This window comes from Sorangium sp. So ce693, assembly GCF_051521375.1.
GTDB lineage: Bacteria > Myxococcota_A > Polyangia > Polyangiales > Polyangiaceae > Sorangium > Sorangium atrum.
In genome coordinates, this window is record NZ_CP150347.1 from 2,047,382 (window position 1) to 2,063,901 (window position 16,520).

The 16,520-nt window shown below is 71.6% G+C and carries 16 protein-coding genes; 9 read left to right on the forward strand and 7 right to left on the reverse strand.

What is annotated here, in order from left to right; genetic code table 11:
- Positions 1-174 precede the first annotated feature (174 nt).
- The 4 genes from WMF14_RS07770 to WMF14_RS07785 all read left to right on the forward strand — a co-directional run bounded on the left by WMF14_RS07770 (position 175) and on the right by WMF14_RS07785 (position 3,641).
- A complete protein-coding gene (locus WMF14_RS07770; RefSeq protein ID WP_437799667.1) occupies positions 175-720 on the forward strand; it encodes a dihydrofolate reductase family protein in 546 nt (181 codons plus the stop codon).
- 306 nt (positions 721-1,026) lie between these two features.
- Positions 1,027-2,076 (forward strand): hypothetical protein, encoded by a 1,050-nt coding sequence (locus WMF14_RS07775; protein WP_437799669.1) that lies wholly within the window; start codon positions 1,027-1,029, stop codon positions 2,074-2,076.
- Between the two features lie 295 nt (positions 2,077-2,371).
- Positions 2,372-3,232, forward strand: coding sequence for a HipA family kinase (locus WMF14_RS07780; protein ID WP_437799671.1), 861 nt, complete (start codon positions 2,372-2,374; stop codon positions 3,230-3,232).
- A complete protein-coding gene (locus WMF14_RS07785) occupies positions 3,210-3,641 on the forward strand; it encodes a DUF3037 domain-containing protein (RefSeq protein ID WP_437799673.1) in 432 nt (143 codons plus the stop codon). Before WMF14_RS07780 ends, WMF14_RS07785 begins: the two co-directional genes overlap by 23 nt.
- 51 nt (positions 3,642-3,692) lie before the next feature.
- Here the strand turns inward: WMF14_RS07785 and WMF14_RS07790 are convergent, their stop codons facing one another.
- The 3 genes from WMF14_RS07790 to WMF14_RS07800 form a co-directional block, all read right to left on the reverse strand.
- Positions 3,693-4,616, reverse strand: a complete 924-nt coding sequence (locus WMF14_RS07790; RefSeq protein ID WP_437799674.1) for a DUF808 domain-containing protein — start codon at positions 4,614-4,616, stop codon at positions 3,693-3,695.
- 193 nt (positions 4,617-4,809) lie between these two features.
- Positions 4,810-5,721 (reverse strand): ribosome biogenesis GTPase YlqF, encoded by a 912-nt coding sequence (gene ylqF, locus WMF14_RS07795; protein WP_437799676.1) that lies wholly within the window; start codon positions 5,719-5,721, stop codon positions 4,810-4,812.
- 30 nt (positions 5,722-5,751) lie between these two features.
- Positions 5,752-6,462 carry a DsbA family oxidoreductase gene (locus WMF14_RS07800; RefSeq protein WP_437799678.1) on the reverse strand — a complete coding sequence of 237 codons (711 nt, stop codon included), beginning with the start codon at positions 6,460-6,462 and terminating at the stop codon, positions 5,752-5,754.
- 490 nt (positions 6,463-6,952) lie between these two features.
- Here WMF14_RS07800 and WMF14_RS07805 point away from each other — a divergent pair, with 490 nt between their 5' ends.
- Positions 6,953-7,960: a DUF2167 domain-containing protein gene (locus tag WMF14_RS07805; RefSeq protein WP_437799680.1), complete on the forward strand. Its 1,008-nt coding sequence runs from the start codon at positions 6,953-6,955 to the stop codon at positions 7,958-7,960.
- 246 nt (positions 7,961-8,206) lie between these two features.
- On the opposite strand, the gene WMF14_RS07810 is transcribed toward WMF14_RS07805, so the two are convergent.
- The 3 genes from WMF14_RS07810 to WMF14_RS07820 all read right to left on the reverse strand — a co-directional run bounded on the left by WMF14_RS07810 (position 8,207) and on the right by WMF14_RS07820 (position 11,528).
- Positions 8,207-8,917: a GNAT family N-acetyltransferase gene (locus tag WMF14_RS07810; RefSeq protein ID WP_437799682.1), complete on the reverse strand. Its 711-nt coding sequence runs from the start codon at positions 8,915-8,917 to the stop codon at positions 8,207-8,209.
- Between the two features lie 73 nt (positions 8,918-8,990).
- On the reverse strand, positions 8,991-10,670 hold the full coding sequence (locus WMF14_RS07815; RefSeq protein WP_437799684.1) for a rhomboid family intramembrane serine protease: 1,680 nt from the start codon (positions 10,668-10,670) through the stop codon (positions 8,991-8,993).
- Between the two features lie 84 nt (positions 10,671-10,754).
- The gene (locus WMF14_RS07820; protein WP_272101798.1) at positions 10,755-11,528 is read right to left on the reverse strand and encodes an endonuclease/exonuclease/phosphatase family protein; all 774 of its coding nucleotides are present in this window, start codon (positions 11,526-11,528) and stop codon (positions 10,755-10,757) included.
- 115 nt (positions 11,529-11,643) lie between these two features.
- On the opposite strand from WMF14_RS07820, the gene WMF14_RS07825 reads away from it, so the two are divergent.
- From WMF14_RS07825 to WMF14_RS07840, 4 genes are all read left to right on the forward strand, one after another.
- Complete coding sequence (locus WMF14_RS07825) at positions 11,644-12,078, forward strand: GNAT family N-acetyltransferase (protein ID WP_437799686.1); 435 nt, start codon at positions 11,644-11,646, stop codon at positions 12,076-12,078.
- Between the two features lie 473 nt (positions 12,079-12,551).
- On the forward strand, positions 12,552-14,069 hold the full coding sequence (locus WMF14_RS07830) for a sensor histidine kinase (RefSeq protein WP_437799688.1): 1,518 nt from the start codon (positions 12,552-12,554) through the stop codon (positions 14,067-14,069).
- Positions 14,066-15,184 (forward strand): DUF4185 domain-containing protein, encoded by a 1,119-nt coding sequence (locus WMF14_RS07835; RefSeq protein ID WP_437799690.1) that lies wholly within the window; start codon positions 14,066-14,068, stop codon positions 15,182-15,184. Before WMF14_RS07830 ends, WMF14_RS07835 begins: the two co-directional genes overlap by 4 nt.
- Before the next feature lie 182 nt (positions 15,185-15,366).
- Complete coding sequence (locus WMF14_RS07840; protein ID WP_437799692.1) at positions 15,367-15,921, forward strand: hypothetical protein; 555 nt, start codon at positions 15,367-15,369, stop codon at positions 15,919-15,921.
- Positions 15,922-15,942: 21 nt separating this feature from the next.
- Here WMF14_RS07840 and WMF14_RS07845 read toward each other — a convergent pair whose 3' ends face one another.
- Positions 15,943-16,518 carry a TetR/AcrR family transcriptional regulator gene (locus WMF14_RS07845; RefSeq protein ID WP_272101054.1) on the reverse strand — a complete coding sequence of 192 codons (576 nt, stop codon included), beginning with the start codon at positions 16,516-16,518 and terminating at the stop codon, positions 15,943-15,945.
- Positions 16,519-16,520 lie beyond the last annotated feature (2 nt).

Below are 16,520 nucleotides of genomic sequence, written 5' to 3' on the forward strand. Positions count from 1 at the left end.
CAGCCTGAACTCGTCACAACGCCAGCCGGAGGGGCTCGACAGCCCCCCGGCGAGCTTTCTCTGGTTGCGCTGGCGCGAGCTGCGCGATGGGAATGGCTTCGACGCGCCAGGACCCGGCGCGCTCGATGGATCGATCCCGGGCGAGCTCAGGACAGCGTTTCAAGGAGGATTCGAATGAGAAAGATCGTCTATGACGTCGCGGTGACGGTCGACAACTTCATCTCGCACGAGGACGGCTCGGTGGACGGCTTCGCGATGCAAGGAGAGCACGCCGCCGATTACGTCGAGCGCCTGAAGGGCTACGACACCGTCGTGATGGGGCGAAGGACGTACGAGGCGGGCTATCCCTTCGGGCTCGTCCCGGGGAAGCGAGCCTACCCGCACATGGCGCACTACATCTTCTCGAAGACCCTCCGCTTCGGCGAGGGCGCCGAGGTGGAGGTCGTGGACCGTGACGAGATCGCGGCCCTGAAGCGGCTGAAGGAGGGCGACGGGGCCGATATCTATCTCTGCGGGGGCGGCGCCTTCGCCGGCTTCCTCCTCGATCACGACCTCATCGATCGGCTCGTCCTCAAGGTGAATCCCATCGTCTTCGGGCACGGGATCCCGCTCTTCGGCGACAGCTCCAGGAAGGTCGATCTGGCGCTCCTCGGCGCGACGTCGTACGCGAGCGGCGTGTCGCTCCTCCGGTACGACGTGAAGCGCCGGGGCGCGGCCTGAGGGCCGCCCCGGCGAGGGCGTGTCGCACGATTTCGCCGCGCCGCGGCTGTCGAGCCCGCCGCGGCGCTTTCGTCCGGCGGACTCGACAGCTGCGCCTCGATGGGGCTGAGCTGGTTGTCGGGCTCACACGTTTGGGCTGTTGAGAAAAATTTCTGCCCAGGGTAACTTGCGCCACGCGGCTGGCTCGGAGGAGCTCGCGGGCGGTGGCAACCGCCATGGCGAACGGAGGCCCGGGCTGCGTGGCCTCGTGGTGCACATCAGGAGAGGGTCAGGATGAGATCAGTTCTTTCTTTGGCAATGTGCGGGATGTTGGTCGGCGCATTCGCCATGACGGGTTGCGGCGACGATGAGACCACCGGCAGCGGCGGTGCGGGCGGTGGGACCGCCTCCAGCACGACGTCGAGCTCCAGCAGCAGCTCGGCGAGCACGGGCGGCGGTGAAGGCGGCGCGGGCGGCGGTGAAGGCGGCGCGGGCGGCGGTGAAGGCGGCGCGGGCGGCAGCGACGGCGGTGCGGGCGGCGGCGACGGCGGCGCGGGCGGCGGCGACGGCGGCGCGGGCGGCGGCGCCCCCGACATCGGTCCCGGTCCGGAGGAGAGCTGCTCGGGTTGCGCCCGGCTGGCTGTGCCGCTCACCACGGCTTCCACGGGGACGCTGTTCCAGTTCGACTTCTCTCAGCTGGTCGACCTGACCGGCGCTACCGTCACGTTCCGTGTAAAGGCTCAATCGGCCACCGGCGGTGGTCTGCAGACGTTCGTGCAGAACGGCGGTGCGCAGAGCTGGGCGGGTGTCCCCTGGGCGTGGACGAGCTTCAACGACCTGAAAGAGTGGACCGAGCTCACCATCGACGTCGATACCGCCGCTGCGGCGTCCACGACGTTCAACAAGACCCAGGTGAAGCGCATCGGCGTCAAGGTCGACGCAGGTGCCGAGGGGCCCTGGGCCAACCCGACCATCGTCTATATCGACTCCATCACCGTCACGAGGTCGGCTAGCACGAGCGGTTCGGGCGGCGCCGGCGGCGCCGGCGGCGCCGGCGGCGCGGGTGGTGCCGGCGGCGAGGGCGGCTCGGGCGGCATGAGCGGCGAGGGCGGTTCGGCGGGCGCCACCGGCGAGGGCGGCTCGGCGGGCGCCACCGGTGAGGGCGGCGCTGGCGGCACGAGCGGCGAGGGCGGTTCGGCGGGCGCCACCGGCGAGGGCGGCTCGGCGGGCGCCACCGGCGAGGGCGGCGCTGGCGGCGCGAGCAGCGAGGTGGTTCATGTGATCGGTCCGTTCGAGTTCACGGACGGCCTGCAGGGCTTCCTGCTCGGCGATTACCAGCCCGTGCTGGGCTCGAGGCTGGATCCCCTCGGCGAGTGATCGACGAGGGCCTGCGGCGCTCGCTCTCGCGCTGCTGCGCGGAGCGAGCGCCCGGGCCGCCTCATCGATTATCGAGGGCGCGCTTCCCGGTGCGCTCCAGCTCGATCCGGCTCCCCCGTCTCACGTGACGACGGGGGTGAGGGCTCTGGCCGAAGGCGGGGTCTCTTGAACCGCCAAGCGCGCCAAAGACGCCAAGCGAAACACAAAAATCATGGCGTCTCATGGCGCCTTTGCGGTTCCATCCTTCCGGCAGGGTGGGGGAATTCCCCCGCCACCCGCTACGCTGCTGCCCGGCATGATCCGAACCGTCCACACAACCCGCTACGTCACCCCGCTTCGCGAGGGCGGGTCGCTGCCGGCCCTCGTCGAGGCCGATGACGACGGGCTCTATGTCCTGAAGCTCCGCGGCGCCGGCCAGGGGCCGAAGGCGCTCATCGCGGAGCTCGTCGCCGGGGAGATCGGGCGCGCGCTGGGGCTGCCGGTGCCGGAGATCGTCTTCATGGAGCTCGACCCGGCCTTCGGGCGGGCCGAGCCGGATCCGGAGCTGTCCGACCTGCTCTCGGCGAGCGCCGGCCTGAACCTCGCCCTCGACTACCTGCCCGGGTCGCTCGCGTTCCAGCCGCTCGCCGGCCCGGCGATCGACCCGGGGCTTGCGGCCGCCGTCGTCTGGTTCGACGCCTTCACGAGCAACGTGGACCGGACGCCCAAGAACCCGAACCTGCTCCTGTGGCACCGCCGCCTCTGGCTGATCGACCACGGCGCGGCGCTCTATGTCCACCACGCCTGGACCGACGCGACCGACCCGCGCGCCGACGCCCACGACCGCTTCCCGCTCGTCAAGAGCCATGTCCTGCTCCCGTTCGCGGGCGATCTCGCCGCGGCCGACGCCGCGCTGAGCGCCCGGCTCACCCCCGAGCGCATCGCGGGGATCGTCGCGGCGATCCCGGACGCGTGGCTGGCCGATCAGGACCCTCGCGCCCGGTCCTCGGGCGAGCGGCGGTCCGCGTTCTCGCCCGACGCGGCCGAGGCGCCGCAGCCCGACGCCGCGCCGGTCGCGGCGCGCCGCGCGGCGTACGCCGCCTACCTGACCCACCGCCTCGCGTCGCCGCGGGGCTTCGTCGAGGAGGCGCTCGATGCCGTCCGTGCCCGGCGGTAGCCCTCCGCGCGCGCCCGCCGACGCGGACCCGTTCGACTACGCCGTGCTGCGCGTGGTCCCGCGCGTGGAGCGCGGCGAGCGCGTCAACGTCGGGGTGGTCCTCTTCTGCCGCGTCCGGGGCTTCCTCGACGCGCGCTTCGAGCCCGACGAGCGGCGCCTGCTCGCCCTCTGGCCCGATCTCGACCTGGAGGCGGTCCGCGGCCACCTCGACTTCATCCGCCGCGTCTGCGCCGGCGATCGGGCGTGCGGGTACGTCGCCGAGCTCCCGCAGGCCGAGCGCTTCGGCTGGGTGGTGTCCCCGGCGAGCACGGTCGTCCAGCCCTCGCGCGTCCACGCTGGCCTCGGCGCCGACCCGGCCGCGGCGCTCGAGCGGCTGCTCGCGGCCCTTGTGCGGTCCGGACAGGGCTGACCTGCGCGGCGCGAGCTCGGGCTCCAGGCGGCGCGAGCCCGCGCTCCAGGGTCAGTGATCGTCCTTCTCGCGCGTCATCGCCTGCTTCACCGCGGTCACGACGCCCAGCACGACCGCGCCGGCCGCGACGCCGACGACCATGTTGGCGAGCGACGGCACCACCGCGCCGAGCACGGCGCCGGCGCCCTGGGTCATGTCCTCGATGGGGTGGTGCAGCCACGGCACGCCGTGCGTCAGGATGCCGCCGCCGACCAGGAACATCGCCGCCGTGCCGGCGACCGACAGGCCCTTCATCAGCCACGGCGCCGCCTTCAGGATGCCGCTGCCCAGCGACTGCTGCAGACCGCCGTCCTGGCGGCTCAGGTAGAGGCCGGCGTCGTCGAGCTTCACGATGCCGGCGACCAGGCCGTAGACGCCCACCGTCATCAGCACGGCGATGCCGCTCAGCACGGCGACCTGCGTGCTGAACGGCGACGCCGCCACGGTGCCGAGCGTGATCGCGATGATCTCGGCCGACAGGATGAAGTCGGTGCGCACCGCGCCCTTGATCTTGTCCCTCTCGAACTCCACGAGGTCGATCTTCGGATCGGAGAGCGCCTGCACGCGCTCGGCGCGGTGCGCCTCGTCCTCGTGCTTGCTGTGGAGCACCTTGTGGGCGACCTTCTCGAAGCCCTCGTAACAGAGGAAGGCGCCGCCGACCATCAGCAGGGGCGTGACGGCCCAGGGCGCGAAGGCGCTGATCGCCAGCGCCGCCGGCACAAGGATGGCCTTGTTGAGCAGCGAGCCCTTCGCCACGGCCAGCACGACCGGCAGCTCGCGATCGGCGCTGACGCCCGTCACCTGCTGCGCGTTCAGCGCCAGATCGTCGCCCAGCACGCCGGCGGTCTTCTTGGAGGCCACCTTCGTCAGCACGGCAACGTCGTCCAGCACGGTGGCGATGTCGTCGATCAGGGCGAGCAGGCTGCTTCCGGCCATGGAGTGAGGTCCTCGTTGGGTGAATGGGTAGGGAGCGGGGGACGTGGGGAGCGGGGAGCGGGGCGAACGTCACTGGCGGCGCCGCACGGCAGCCGTCGCGTGGGCATCGTAGCGGGCGTCGGCGGCCTTCGGGTCGAAGATCCTGGGCGCCCACGTCGATCGGCCAGCCTGGCCGGCGACGCTGCGCCGCGGCTCACGCGCTCTCTTCGATCCCCGACGGCGACTCCAGCCCCGGCGGCTCTTCCAGGCTGATGCGCCCGAGCCGACCGGCGCGGAAGTCGTGGACGAGGATGTCCGACGCCTTGTGCAGGTCCACCGACCCGCCGCTGCGCAGGCAGCCGCGGCGGCGGCCGATCTCCTCGATCAGCGCGGCGGCCGTCTCCGGCAGCTCCTTCAGCTTGTAGCGGGCGACGAGGAGCTCGGGGTAGCGCCGCAGGAAGTACCCCGCCGCGAACAGGGCGACGCTCTGGTAGTCGATGGCCGTGTCGGGGATCGCCCCGCCCACGGCCAGGCGGAACGAGGCCGCCTCGTCGTCGATCTTGGGCCAGAGGATCCCCGGGTTGTCGGAGATGGCCATGCCGGTCTTCAGCGTGACGAGCTGCTGGCTCTTGGTGACCGCGGGCTCGTCGCCGACCTTGGCCACCTTGCGCTCCATGAGCGCGTTGATGAGCGTCGATTTGCCGACGTTGGGGATCCCCACGATCATCGCCCGCACCACCTTGCCGGGGCCGTTCTTGGGGGGCGCGAGGCGCTTGCAGAGCTCCGGGATCCGGCGCCGCGCCTCGGACGACTGGCTCGCGGAGATCGCGATCGCGAGCACCTGTCCCCCCGGCGAGGCGCCGCGCTCCGCCTCGTCAGGAGGCGCGGCGCGCTCCGCCTCGAAGTAGCGGAGCCACGCCGTGGTGACGGCCGGGTCCGCCAGATCGCTCTTGTTCAGGACCTTGATGCACGGCTTCTGGCCGCGCAGCTCGGCCAGGACGGGGTTCTCGCTGGCCAGCGGCATCCGGGCGTCGAGCACCTCGATGACGACGTCCTGCGACGGCATCGACTCGGCGATCGTGCGCCGAGCCTTGGTCATGTGGCCTGGATACCATTGAATCGACATCCGCCGCGCAGCTCTATCACGCCCGGCGGCTCATGCGCACCCGTCCGGTCCGCAGGCCGCCCCCTCGGCGAACGCCTGCTCGGGCGCGTCGGCCGCCTCGTCCCACGCCTTCTGGAGCACGCCGAGGAGGGCCTCGGCCGGCTGCGCGCCGGAGACGCCGTACCGCCCGCCGAACGCGAAGAAGGGGACGCCCGTGATGCCGATCGCGCGCGCCTCGGCCTCGTCGGCCCGCACCTCGCGCGCGTGGGCGTCGCTCGCGAGCGCCGCGCGGACCTCATCCGGGTCGAGCCCCGCCTCGCCGGCGAGGCGCGCGAGCACCTCCGGCTCGCCGATCGCCTCGCCCTCGGTCATGTAGCCGCGGAGGAGCCGCTCCTTCACGGCGTCCTGCGCGCCGCGCTCGGCCGCGAGGTGGAGCACGCGGTGCGCGTCGAAGGTGTTGCCGGGCCGGACCTTGTCGAAGCGGAGCTCGAGGCCGTCCGCCGCGCCCACCTCGGTCATCTGCTGGATCATGGCCTCGGCCTTGGCGACGGGCACGCCGTACTTCCTCGCGAGGCGCCCGGCGTAGGAGACCTCGGTGTCGAGGACGCGCTTCGCCGAGGGGTCGAGCTCGAACGCGCGCCAGACGACCTCGACCGCATCCCGGCGCGGGAACCTGGCGAGCGCGGCCTCGAGCCGGCGCTTGCCGACGTAGCACCAAGGGCACGCGATGTCGGACCAGACATCGATACGGAGCTTCTTCATGGCGATCAAGGTAGGGCGCAGGGGCGCCTCCGGCCAGGCGGCCTGCGTTGCGGGCGGGAGGGGCGCCGGCGCGGCGGTCGGGGAGGGGTCGAGCTCACCGGGGAGAGCTGAGCCCCCGTGTACGCCCGCCCGGGGGAGGCCGTCGCCTGCGCGGTGGCAGATTGCTCCGGGCAGTCACGCACAGGTCGACTGGATGAATCTGGCCGAAAGGTGTTTTGCACCCAGCCGGATCATGGCGCCGCATGTCCATAGCGGTGCTTGGCGAAGGGAATCGGATGGTTTGCACTCGCGGCGAAAGCACGTTTCTGACGCGCCCCGCCCCCCTCCTGGAAAAATGACACTGCATCAACAACTTATCCATGCATTGAAGGAGCTGCCTTCTCCACAGCCTGCGGGAGCGCCACGCTGCGCTTGTGCGCCATGGAGCACTCTGGTTGAATGCCCCGAATATTCTCGAAGGCGGCAGGGTGTTCCGTCAGGAGTGGGGAAAATGTCCAATCGTCGACTCGCTTCGATCGCTTCGGTGGCCCTGGTGCTCGGCGCGAGCGCGCTCGCCGCGGCCGGGGACCCGAGCCCTGCCGCGCCCGCGGGGGCCGCGGCCGGAGCGGCGAGCGCCGTGCCCGCGGGGGCCGCGCAGCCGGCTGCGGCGGAGCCATCCGGCGACGCAGCGCGGGAGCCGACGGCGGAGGAGATCGCCGCGGCGATGCAGAAGTTCGATGCCGAGCTGAAGCTCCAGAGCGGGAAGGTCACGGTCGGCGACAACCTGGCCGAGCTCGACGTGCCGGAGGCGTTCCGCTTCACGGGCCCGGAAGGCACCAGGAAGGTGCTCGAGGCCTGGGGCAATCCTCCGGGGTCCGAAGCGCTCGGCATGCTGTTCCCGGCCGGCCTGAGCCCGATCGCGGACGACTCGTGGGGGGTCGTGATCAGCTACGTGGAGGAGGGCCACGTCGACGACGATGACGCGAAGGACATCGATTTCGGCGAGCTCCTGGCCGAGATGCAGAAGGACACCGGCGAGGGGAACCTGGAGCGCCAGAAGGCGGGCTTCCCCGCCGTGCGCCTGATCGGCTGGGCCGAGCCGCCTCACTACGATCCCGCGACGAAGAAGCTGTACTGGGCCAAGGAGCTCGAGTTCGTGGGCAACGAGCACCACACGCTCAACTACTCGATCCGCGTGCTCGGGCGCAAAGGCGTGCTCGAGCTGAACGCCGTCTCCGGCATGAAGCAGCTCGCGACCGTGCGGGGCGAGATGCAGAGCGTGCTGAAGTTCGTCGAGTTCAAGCCCGGCAACCGCTACGAGGACTTCGACGAGAAGATCGACCAGGTAGCCGTGTACGGCATCGGCGCCCTGGTCGCGGGCAAGGTGGCGGCCAAGGCGGGGCTGTTCAAGGGGCTGTTCGCCCTGATGCTCGCCAGCAAGAAGCTCGTCGTCGCCGGCCTGGTGGCTGTCGCGGGCGGCGCCAAGGTGCTCTGGGAACGGATCCGCGGGCGCGCTTGACCTTCGGGAAGTTCTCGAAAGGCTTGCGTCGTTCGAAGGCGCATACGAGCAGCTCCTTGAGCTTCGGGGGAATTCCCGCCCTCCTGGCGGAATGATGGAACCGCCAAGACGCCATAAGACGCCAAGATGATTGTTGTTTTCTTGGCGTCTTATGGCGTCTTGGCGGTTAAAAGACACACCTTCGGCCAAAGTACCCCACCACCGGGCGACGCGGCGCCGCCTCGCCCTCGCCCGGTCACCCCGCGATTACCGCCGCTCCTCCGCGCCCATCAGCGCGGAGAGGCTCTGCCGCTGGCGGCCCGCGTCGTCGAAATTCGATGGATCGAGCCAGCGCTCGAACGCCGCCTTCGCCGCGGGCCACTCCTTGTCGATGATGGCGTGCCACGCGGTGTCGCGGGTGCGCCCCTTGACCACCGCGGCCTGCCGGAACACGCCTTCGAAGCGGAACCCGAGCCTCGTCGCCGCCGCCCGCGAGCCTGCGTTGAGCGCGTCGCACTTCCACTCGTAGCGCCGGTAGCCGAGCTCGTCGAACGCCCGCCGCATCATCAGGTACATCGCCTCCGTCGCCGCAGGCGTCCTCTGAAGGAGCGGTGAGTACCTGAGGTGTCCGACCTCGATGACGCCGTTCTTGGGGTCGATCCGCAGGTACGCAGCGACGCCGATGGCCCGTCCGGTCGTCGCGTCGACGATCGCATGGAACAGCGGATCATCACCCAGGCACGTGGCGTCCATCCAGGCGTGGTAGTCCGAGAGGGTCGCGAAGGGCCCATAGGGCAGGTAGGTCCAGCCTCGCCCCTCCGCGTCCGTGAGGTTGGCCGCATGGAGGTCCGCCGCGTGCCTCTCGGGATCGATCGGCTCGAGTCGGCACGTGCGCCCGAGCAGAATCTCGCGCGGCGGCAGCGGCCGCGGCGTCCAGCCGGGGAGGGGGTGGCCGATCGGCTGCATCAGAGAATTCATGTGCTCCACGGGATCGCGATCTCCGCAAGGTGGTTTGCTCACGGCGCCGGCCGCGGGCGCCGCCAGCCGCGTACTACTGCGCCTGGATCGTCGCCGCCACCTTGTCCTCGATCCCTTCCCACGTCGCCGGCCGATCCGCCGTCGAGTAGGCCTGGAGCATCACCTCGCGATCCCCGAGCACGACGACGTAGCTCACCATCTGCACCCCGTTCTTGAGCCCGTTCTTCACGCTCACCGCCGGCCGCCCGCCCAGCATGACGCGCGTCGCCGGGCCCTTCGTGACGGTGTTCGCCGGCCGTTGCTCGTCGAGCACCTTGCGCTCCTGCTCGAGGAGGGCGTCCAGCTGCTCGGGCGGCACAGCGCCCTCGAGCGGGAAGACGGCGACCCGGAACACGACGGGCGTCCTGGGCAGCTTCCCGTACGCGTGGAAGCGGACGCCGGCCAGCTCCTCCACGGACGCGGCGCTCGCGAGCGCCTCCGGCAGGTCCAGGGCGACGCCCGTGTCCGCGACCGCGGTGCGCGCCAGCACCGGCGGCGCGCGGAGCTCCCACGGGCGGCCGGCGGCGAACGCCGTCGCCACGGACAGCGCCATCGCCGCGGCCGCCAGGGTGGCCGCCGCCGTGAGGAGGGGGCGCGGCCTCGGCTCGGCGTCCGCCGCGCGCTCGCGCTGATCCACGGGCGTGAGGCTGCGGGGGAGGACCGTGACGACGAGCGCGAAGCCGACGACGCCGCCGCCCAGGTGCGCGAGCAGGTCGACGCCGGGCTGGAAGCTGTAGACGAGGTTGAGCCCGAGCGGCAGCCACGCGCGGCTGCGCATCTGCGCGATCATCGCGGGGGGCAGGAGCCCGTGCGGGCGGAGCGCGACGCCGATGCCGGCCGTCATGAGGCCCCAGATCGCGCCCGACGCGCCGACGCTCCACCGGTCCTCCAGCATCGCGCTCGCGAGCGACCCGCCCAGCGCCGAGGCCCCGTAGAGCAGGAGGAAGCGCCGCGGGCCGAAGAGCGCCTCGAGCATCGGGCCGAACGACCAGAGCGCCAGCATGTTGACGAAGAGGTGCATCGGGTCGGCGTGCAGGAACGCCGAGGCGAGGAGCCGGTAGAGCTCCCCACGGCGCACCGCCTCGCCGCTGTTGGCGCCCATGCGCCACAGCGCCGCCTCGTGGGTGCCCGAGCCGAAGGCGTAGCTCACGGCGAGGAGCGCGGCGCACGCGATCATGAGCGTCGCCGTGACGCGGCGGCTGCCCCTCAGCCGGTCGACGATCGCGCGCTCCTGCTGCGCCAGCGCGTGCCCCTCGGCGAGCGCCTCCGCGAGCGCGTCGGGCTCGAGCGGGCCCACCTCGGCGAGGCGCTCGTAGGCCCGATCGAGGGCCGGCAGGGCCTGCCCCTTCACGCGCGCGAGCTCGCCCGCCGCGTCGAGGTGGTGGAAGCCCATCCGCACGGGCTGCACGAGCGGCGCCACCTTGGCGAGCGCGGCCCGGCCTGGGGCAGCGGCGCCGCCCACGAGCACGACGTGCGTCGGCGGCCCGCCGGGCTGCACCGCCTTCACGAGCGGCTCGAGCAGGGCGTGGATCTCGTCGGCCGAGAGATCCCCTGGCGCCGTGACGAGCGCGATCTGGAGGGGCGCCGCCCTGCCGGCGAGGAGCGCCAGCCTCGCGTCGCAGCGGAGCAGCACGAGGGCGTCCGGCCCGCGGAGCAGCGCGGCGAGCAGGCGATCGCGTCGCGCCGCCGCGTCGTCCCGGGGCGCACGGTCCATGATCGGCGGATCCACCACGCTCGCTTCTCCTCCTGCTCCCTCCTGCGAGAGGTCGCGCGGCGAGCGTAGCCGAAAGGCGGCGCGTCAGGAGAGCTCGGCGATGACCGCGTGGTGGTCGGACGCGGCGCCGACGTCGATGACGTCGGCCTGCGCGAGCCGGCCGGCGAGCCGCGGCGACAGCAGCACGTAGTCGGTCCGCGTCTCCACCTGCGCGCCGTCGCGCCCGCGCAGCGCGGTGAACCAGCGCGAGGTGCGCGGCCTCTGGAGAAGGGCGTCGGCCCAGCCGAACGCCTCGATCGAATCCATCGTGTCGAACCGCGGCGGGCTGCCGTACTTCTCGATGCCGGCCGCCGCGAGGCGCGCGCCGAGGTCCGCGGGGTAGGGGTCGCGGCGCGACAGCGCGTTGAGGTCACCCGCGAGCGCCCAGAGGCCCGCGGCGAACCGGGCGGGGGGCACGAGCGAGAGCAGCCAGCGCGCCTCGGTGAGCCGGCGATCCTCGCTGCCGGCGTTGAGGTGGGTGCCGAGCACCACGAGCGGCTCGCCGTCGAGCGAGAGCTCGACCTCGACGAGGCAGTGGGCCAGCGTCTCGGGCGCGTGCACGCGCGCGCCGGCGAGCGGCGCCCGGCTGACGACGGCGACGTGGTTGCGCCTCCCGTTCGGCCGCGGGTTGGCGTTGCCCAGGACGGCGTGCCGCTCGCCGGCGGGCGCGCCGATCGCCTCGGCGACGGCCCGGAGCCGGGCGCCGTCCTCCCAGCCCACGCACTCCTGGAGCACGAGCAGATCCGGGCGCGCGGCGGCGACGATCGCGAGGATCGCCTCGAACCGATCCTCGCCGCCGAAGAGGATGTTGAAGGTCATGATCTTCACGGTCCGATCAGGCTAGCTCTTCCGAGGTCGGGGCGTCTGCGGAGAGCAGCCAAAAGGCGCGCTGAATCGGGTGGACGCGCCGCCAGGGACGGCGCACGAAGCGAAGATGGCCGGCGACGTCCTCCCGATCCGCAGCGATTCGCCGCTCTACGCCGGCGCGCTCCGCCTCCGGCGCGAGGTCTTCGTCGTCGAGCAGTCCGTGCCCGAGGACATCGAGATCGACGAGCTCGACCCCGTCGCGCGGCACTTCGTCGTCCTCGACGGCGGCGAGGTCGTCGCGACGATGCGCATCGTGCCGTGCGAGGGCGCGCTCAAGGTGGGCCGCGTGGCCGTCAGGAGAGACCTTCGCGGCGCGGGCCTCGGGCGGCGGCTGATGGAGGAGGCGATCCGCGTCGCCGGCGCAGAGGGCGCGCGCGCGCTGATCCTGAACGCCCAGGTCTCTGCAGCGGCGTTCTATCGCAAGCTCGGCTTCGTCGAGGAGGGGCCGATCTTCGACGAGGCGGGGATCCCGCACACGAAGATGGTCCGACGGATGGCCTGAGCGCGCGGGCGCTGGGGATAGAGGTCCGGCCGGGGAGGGCGACGGCCATCGGTGTGGTGCTCGGCGCGCCGCAGCAATACGCGACCTCTGCCGCTCCATCTGCAGCCGGACGGACACCGCCGTTTCGCTCGGGCTGCCCCTGCGCGAATCGCAGACCCGATGATGCCAAAAAACTCGTAGAGCGCGGCGCTGGGAGGCGTGGCGAGAGGGCAGCGCGCGACTCCTCGCACGTTGCGCATCGCGGTGTTCGAAGACAATCTACGTGATCGATGACGTCGAAAGCGGGCGGACGAAGCAGCGGACTGGACGAGCCTGGCTGCCCGCGCGCGCTTCGTGGTCCACCTCTGCTCGACTGGATTGGGATCATCCCACGAGCCGCGAGCGCCATCGCCGTCGTGACCGCTGGGGCCGTCCTGGTGGGCTGGTGGCTCGATGTTCAGGTTCTCAAGAGTGTCCACCCGACATTCGTGACCATGAAGGCGAACACGGCGCTGGCCTTCCTTGCCGCCGGCGCGTCGCTGTGGCTCTACTGCCGCGCGGGCTCGAGCTTGCGGAGGCGCCGGCTCTCGCGGGCGTGCGCCGGCGGAGTCGCTCTCATCGGGCTGCTCACGTGCCTGGAATACGCGCTGAACCAGCCGCTCCATATCGATCAGATTCTCTTCCGGGAAGGGCCGGGCGCCGTCGGCACCCCTCACCTCGGCAGAATGGCTATCACGACGGCCCTCTGCTTTGTCCTCCTCGGCTCGGCGCTCTGTCTCCTCGACGCGAAGGCGCGGCGCGTGCGCCGGCTCTTCTTCGCGATGGTCGTGCTCATCGCGTTGCTCGGGCAGCTGGCGGTGCTCGGATATGTGCTCGGGGTCGGGTATCTTTATGGCGTCGGAGCGACGACCGAGATGGCGTTGCATACGGCGCTGCTCTTTCTGGTGGTGTCTGCCGGCGCCCTGTGCGCGCGGCCCGAGCTGAGCGGCGTCGAGCTGTTGAACAGCGCGGGGGCCGGCGGCGTGATGGCGCGCCGACTGCTTGTCGCCGCGTTCGGCGCGCCGTTCCTCCTCGGCTGGGCGATCGTGAAGGGGCGGACGCTCGGCCTCTACGATTCGGCGTTCGAGTCGTCGCTCCTCGTCGTCGGCTGCGTCGTCCTCATCGTGCGCCACATCTGGAAGAGCGCTGCCGCGCTGGAATGCATCGACCAGGATCGGGGGAGGGCCGTAGAAGATCGCGGCCGACTCGCTCTTCGTGAGGAGGCCGCCCAGGCTGCCGTCCGAGAGAGAGACGAGTTCCTCTCCATCGCGTCCCATGAGCTACGAACGCCGATCGCCGCGCTCCAGCTCACGCTGCAGGCGCTGCAGCGCAAGCCTGGCGGCGGCGAGCCAGCGACCCTCCAGAACGACCGCGCCGCCCGAGCGGTGGAGGGGAGCCTTCGACAGGTCGCGCGGCTGACGCGGCTCGTCGATCAGCTGCTCGATCTGTCGCGCATCAAGGCGGGTCGTCTCGAGCTCGATCCGGAGAGGGTCAATCTCGCCGAGGTGGTGCGCCAGGCCGTCGAGCCCCTCCAGGTGGTGCTGGCGCAGGCGGGCTGCTCGCTGTCTCTGCGCGTCGAGCGCGAGATCCTCGGTCGCTGGGATGCGCTGCGGATTGAGCAGGTCGTGACGAACCTCGTGTCCAACGCGCTGAAGTATGGCGCGAACGCCCCCGTCGAGATCAGCGTACAGCGGCGCGGGGACGCGGCCGTGATCGCGGTGCGCGATCACGGAATCGGCATCGCCCCAGAGAACACGGCGCGGATCTTCGAGCGGTTCGAGCGCGCCGTGTCGTCGCGCGACTACGCCGGCGTGGGCATCGGTCTCTTCGTCGCCAGGCAGATCGTCGAGGCCCACGGCGGCTCGATCCGGGTCGAGAGCGCGCTCGGCGCGGGTTCGACTTTCTTCGTCGAGCTGCCCATCGAGCACGTGGTGAGCTGCGCCGTCCCCTTCCGTGGGATGATGGCGTCATGAGCTCCCTGCGCCTATCCCTCACGCCCGCCCGCTCTGTCCCCATCGTCCTCGCGCATCTGGTCCTCGCGGCGTGCGGCGGGGAGTCGGGGCCAGGCGTCGAGTCTGCCGAGGAGATCGGCGTCGTCGAGAAGGGGGCGTGGATCGAAGGGCGCGACGGTGGAGACAGCGCTGTCGCGTGGGGCAAGTCGGTCTGGGTCTATGGCGACACCGTTCTCACGCAGGCTGACGAGGCCGGGACGAACTGGCACCATAACTCGTTCGACATCTCGGACGATCTCGACGCGTCCGACGGCATCGGTGGCTTCTCCTCGCCGGCCGACAGCGTCGGGGCGCCGGGGTACTTCATCGCGCCCACCGCGGACGAGCAGGCGTTCAACGACGCTCACGCCGGCGATGACTGCGCCGAGGCGCCGTGCGGCGCTCGCTGGGCCGTGTGGCCCGGGGCGCCGGTGTTCGACGCGGCGCGCGACCGCGCTTTGATCCCGTATGGCCTCATCTATGCGGAGCCGGGCGACTTCAACTTCCGCGGCGTGGGCCAGTCGTTCGCGATCTGGGAGGGCCTCGATGAGGCGCCGGAGCGGCCGATCGTGGACGCGAGCGCGGAGCACCCCGACCTGCTCTTCGGGGAAGGCGAGCCAGGCTGGGGTGCCGCGCTGGTCGCCCACGGCGACGACCTGTACACCTTCGCGTGCGACGGCAGTCTGTCCAAGCCGTGCCGCCTCGCGCGCGTGCCGCTCGAGACGCCCCTCGACCGGGGCGCCTTCCGTTACTTCGACGGCGAGGGCTGGAGCGACGACGCCGGGGATGCCGCCGAGCTGTTCGACGGCGCGCCCATCATGTCCGTCTCGTACTGTGAGCACCTCGGGGCGTGGCTGGCGGTCTACTCGCCCCCGTTAGACCACCGGATCGTGGCGCGCACCGCCCCGGACCTCACCGGCCCATGGTCGGAAGAGGCCACGCTCTATACGGCCCCCGAGGAGCGCGCGCCGTACGACTCGGTTCACCACGCGGAGTACGAGGAGGACGGCGGTCGGGTGCAGTACATCACGTACTCGCGGCCGACGAGCGGCTGGTTCGGGTCGGAGTTCACGCTCGTCCGCGTCGTGCTCCAGTGACGGGCGCGCGCCGCTGCCGGTTGCCCCTGCCGCAGGCGGCCGAACGGGCGCGGCACGACGCGCGTGCGGCGGCCGTCCAACGGTGAATGCGTTGGAGCGCGCTCCGGCCGCTCTGCATGACGATGCTCACGGCATCGTCTACATTCGGTGTAGCGGTCGACCTACGCTCGGAGGGGATGACGATGACGACGAGAGCTTGGCTGGTGGCGCTCGCGATGTTCACGGCTGCCGGATGCGGCAGCGACGGGGGAGAGACAGGGAGCGCGACGTGCACGGGGGCAGGGTGTGCGTGCAGCGGATTCGACTGTGAGTGCGTGGCGGGCGCCGATTGCAAGACCGAGTGCGGCTCGACGTCGTGTTCGCTCGACTGCACGACGGACGCGAAGTGCAACGGCAGCAGCGAAGGCGCGCTGACGCTCCAGTGTATCGACACGAGCGAGTGCAAGGGCAACGGCGGCGACGGCAGCGTGATCACGTGCACGGAGCAGGCGGACTGCGACCTCAAGGCAGACGATGGCTCCACGGCGATCTGTCGAGACCAGGCCAAATGCAAGTTCAACCTGGGAGCCGGCGCCACGATCCGGTGCGAGGACGAGAGTCACTGCGAGCTCAAGTGCGACGCGGATTGCGTTGCGACGTGCGCCGAGACGGCGGAGTGCAAGGTGAGCTGCGGCGCCGACAGCACGCCCGGTGTGACGTGTCCAGACGGACGGCTGGTATGCGGCACGGACTGCTGAGGAGCAATCTCCTCCGGGAGCTCAGCGGGTGAAGCGGCGGATGGCGTGCCGGATCTGCTCGGGCGCCATGGGATCCGTCGATAGGGCGCTGTGCAGCACGAGGCCCTCGATCAGCGCGTCGAGCTCCCGCGCGGTCACCGGGTCGAAGTGGATCTCCAGCGCGCGCCGGCTCCGCAGCATCCAGGCCTGGGTGACGGCGCGCAGCGCGGGCCTCCGGGCGGCGGCGACGTAGAGCTCGACGCTGAGCACCAGGTCGCGCTCCGAGCCGAGGAGGGCCGTGGTGAGGTGCTCGACGAGGTGCTCGACCGCGGCCTCGCGGTCGCACGCGGCGCGCATCTGCTCCTCGAAGCGGGTGGCCACGTCGTCCGCGTGCCGCGTGAACGCCGCGGCGAGCAGCTCGTCGATCGAGGCGAAGTGGTACGTGGTCGAGCCGAGCGGCACGTCGGCGGCCCGGGCGATCGAGCGGTGTGACGCGCCGGCGACGCCCTGCTCGGCGATCACGTCGAGCGCGGTCGCCACGAGCCGCTCCCGGCGCCCTGGGTCGTGGCGGCGGGCCCGCCGCGCGGGGGCGGCGCGCCTCGCCCTGGCAGCGCTCATCG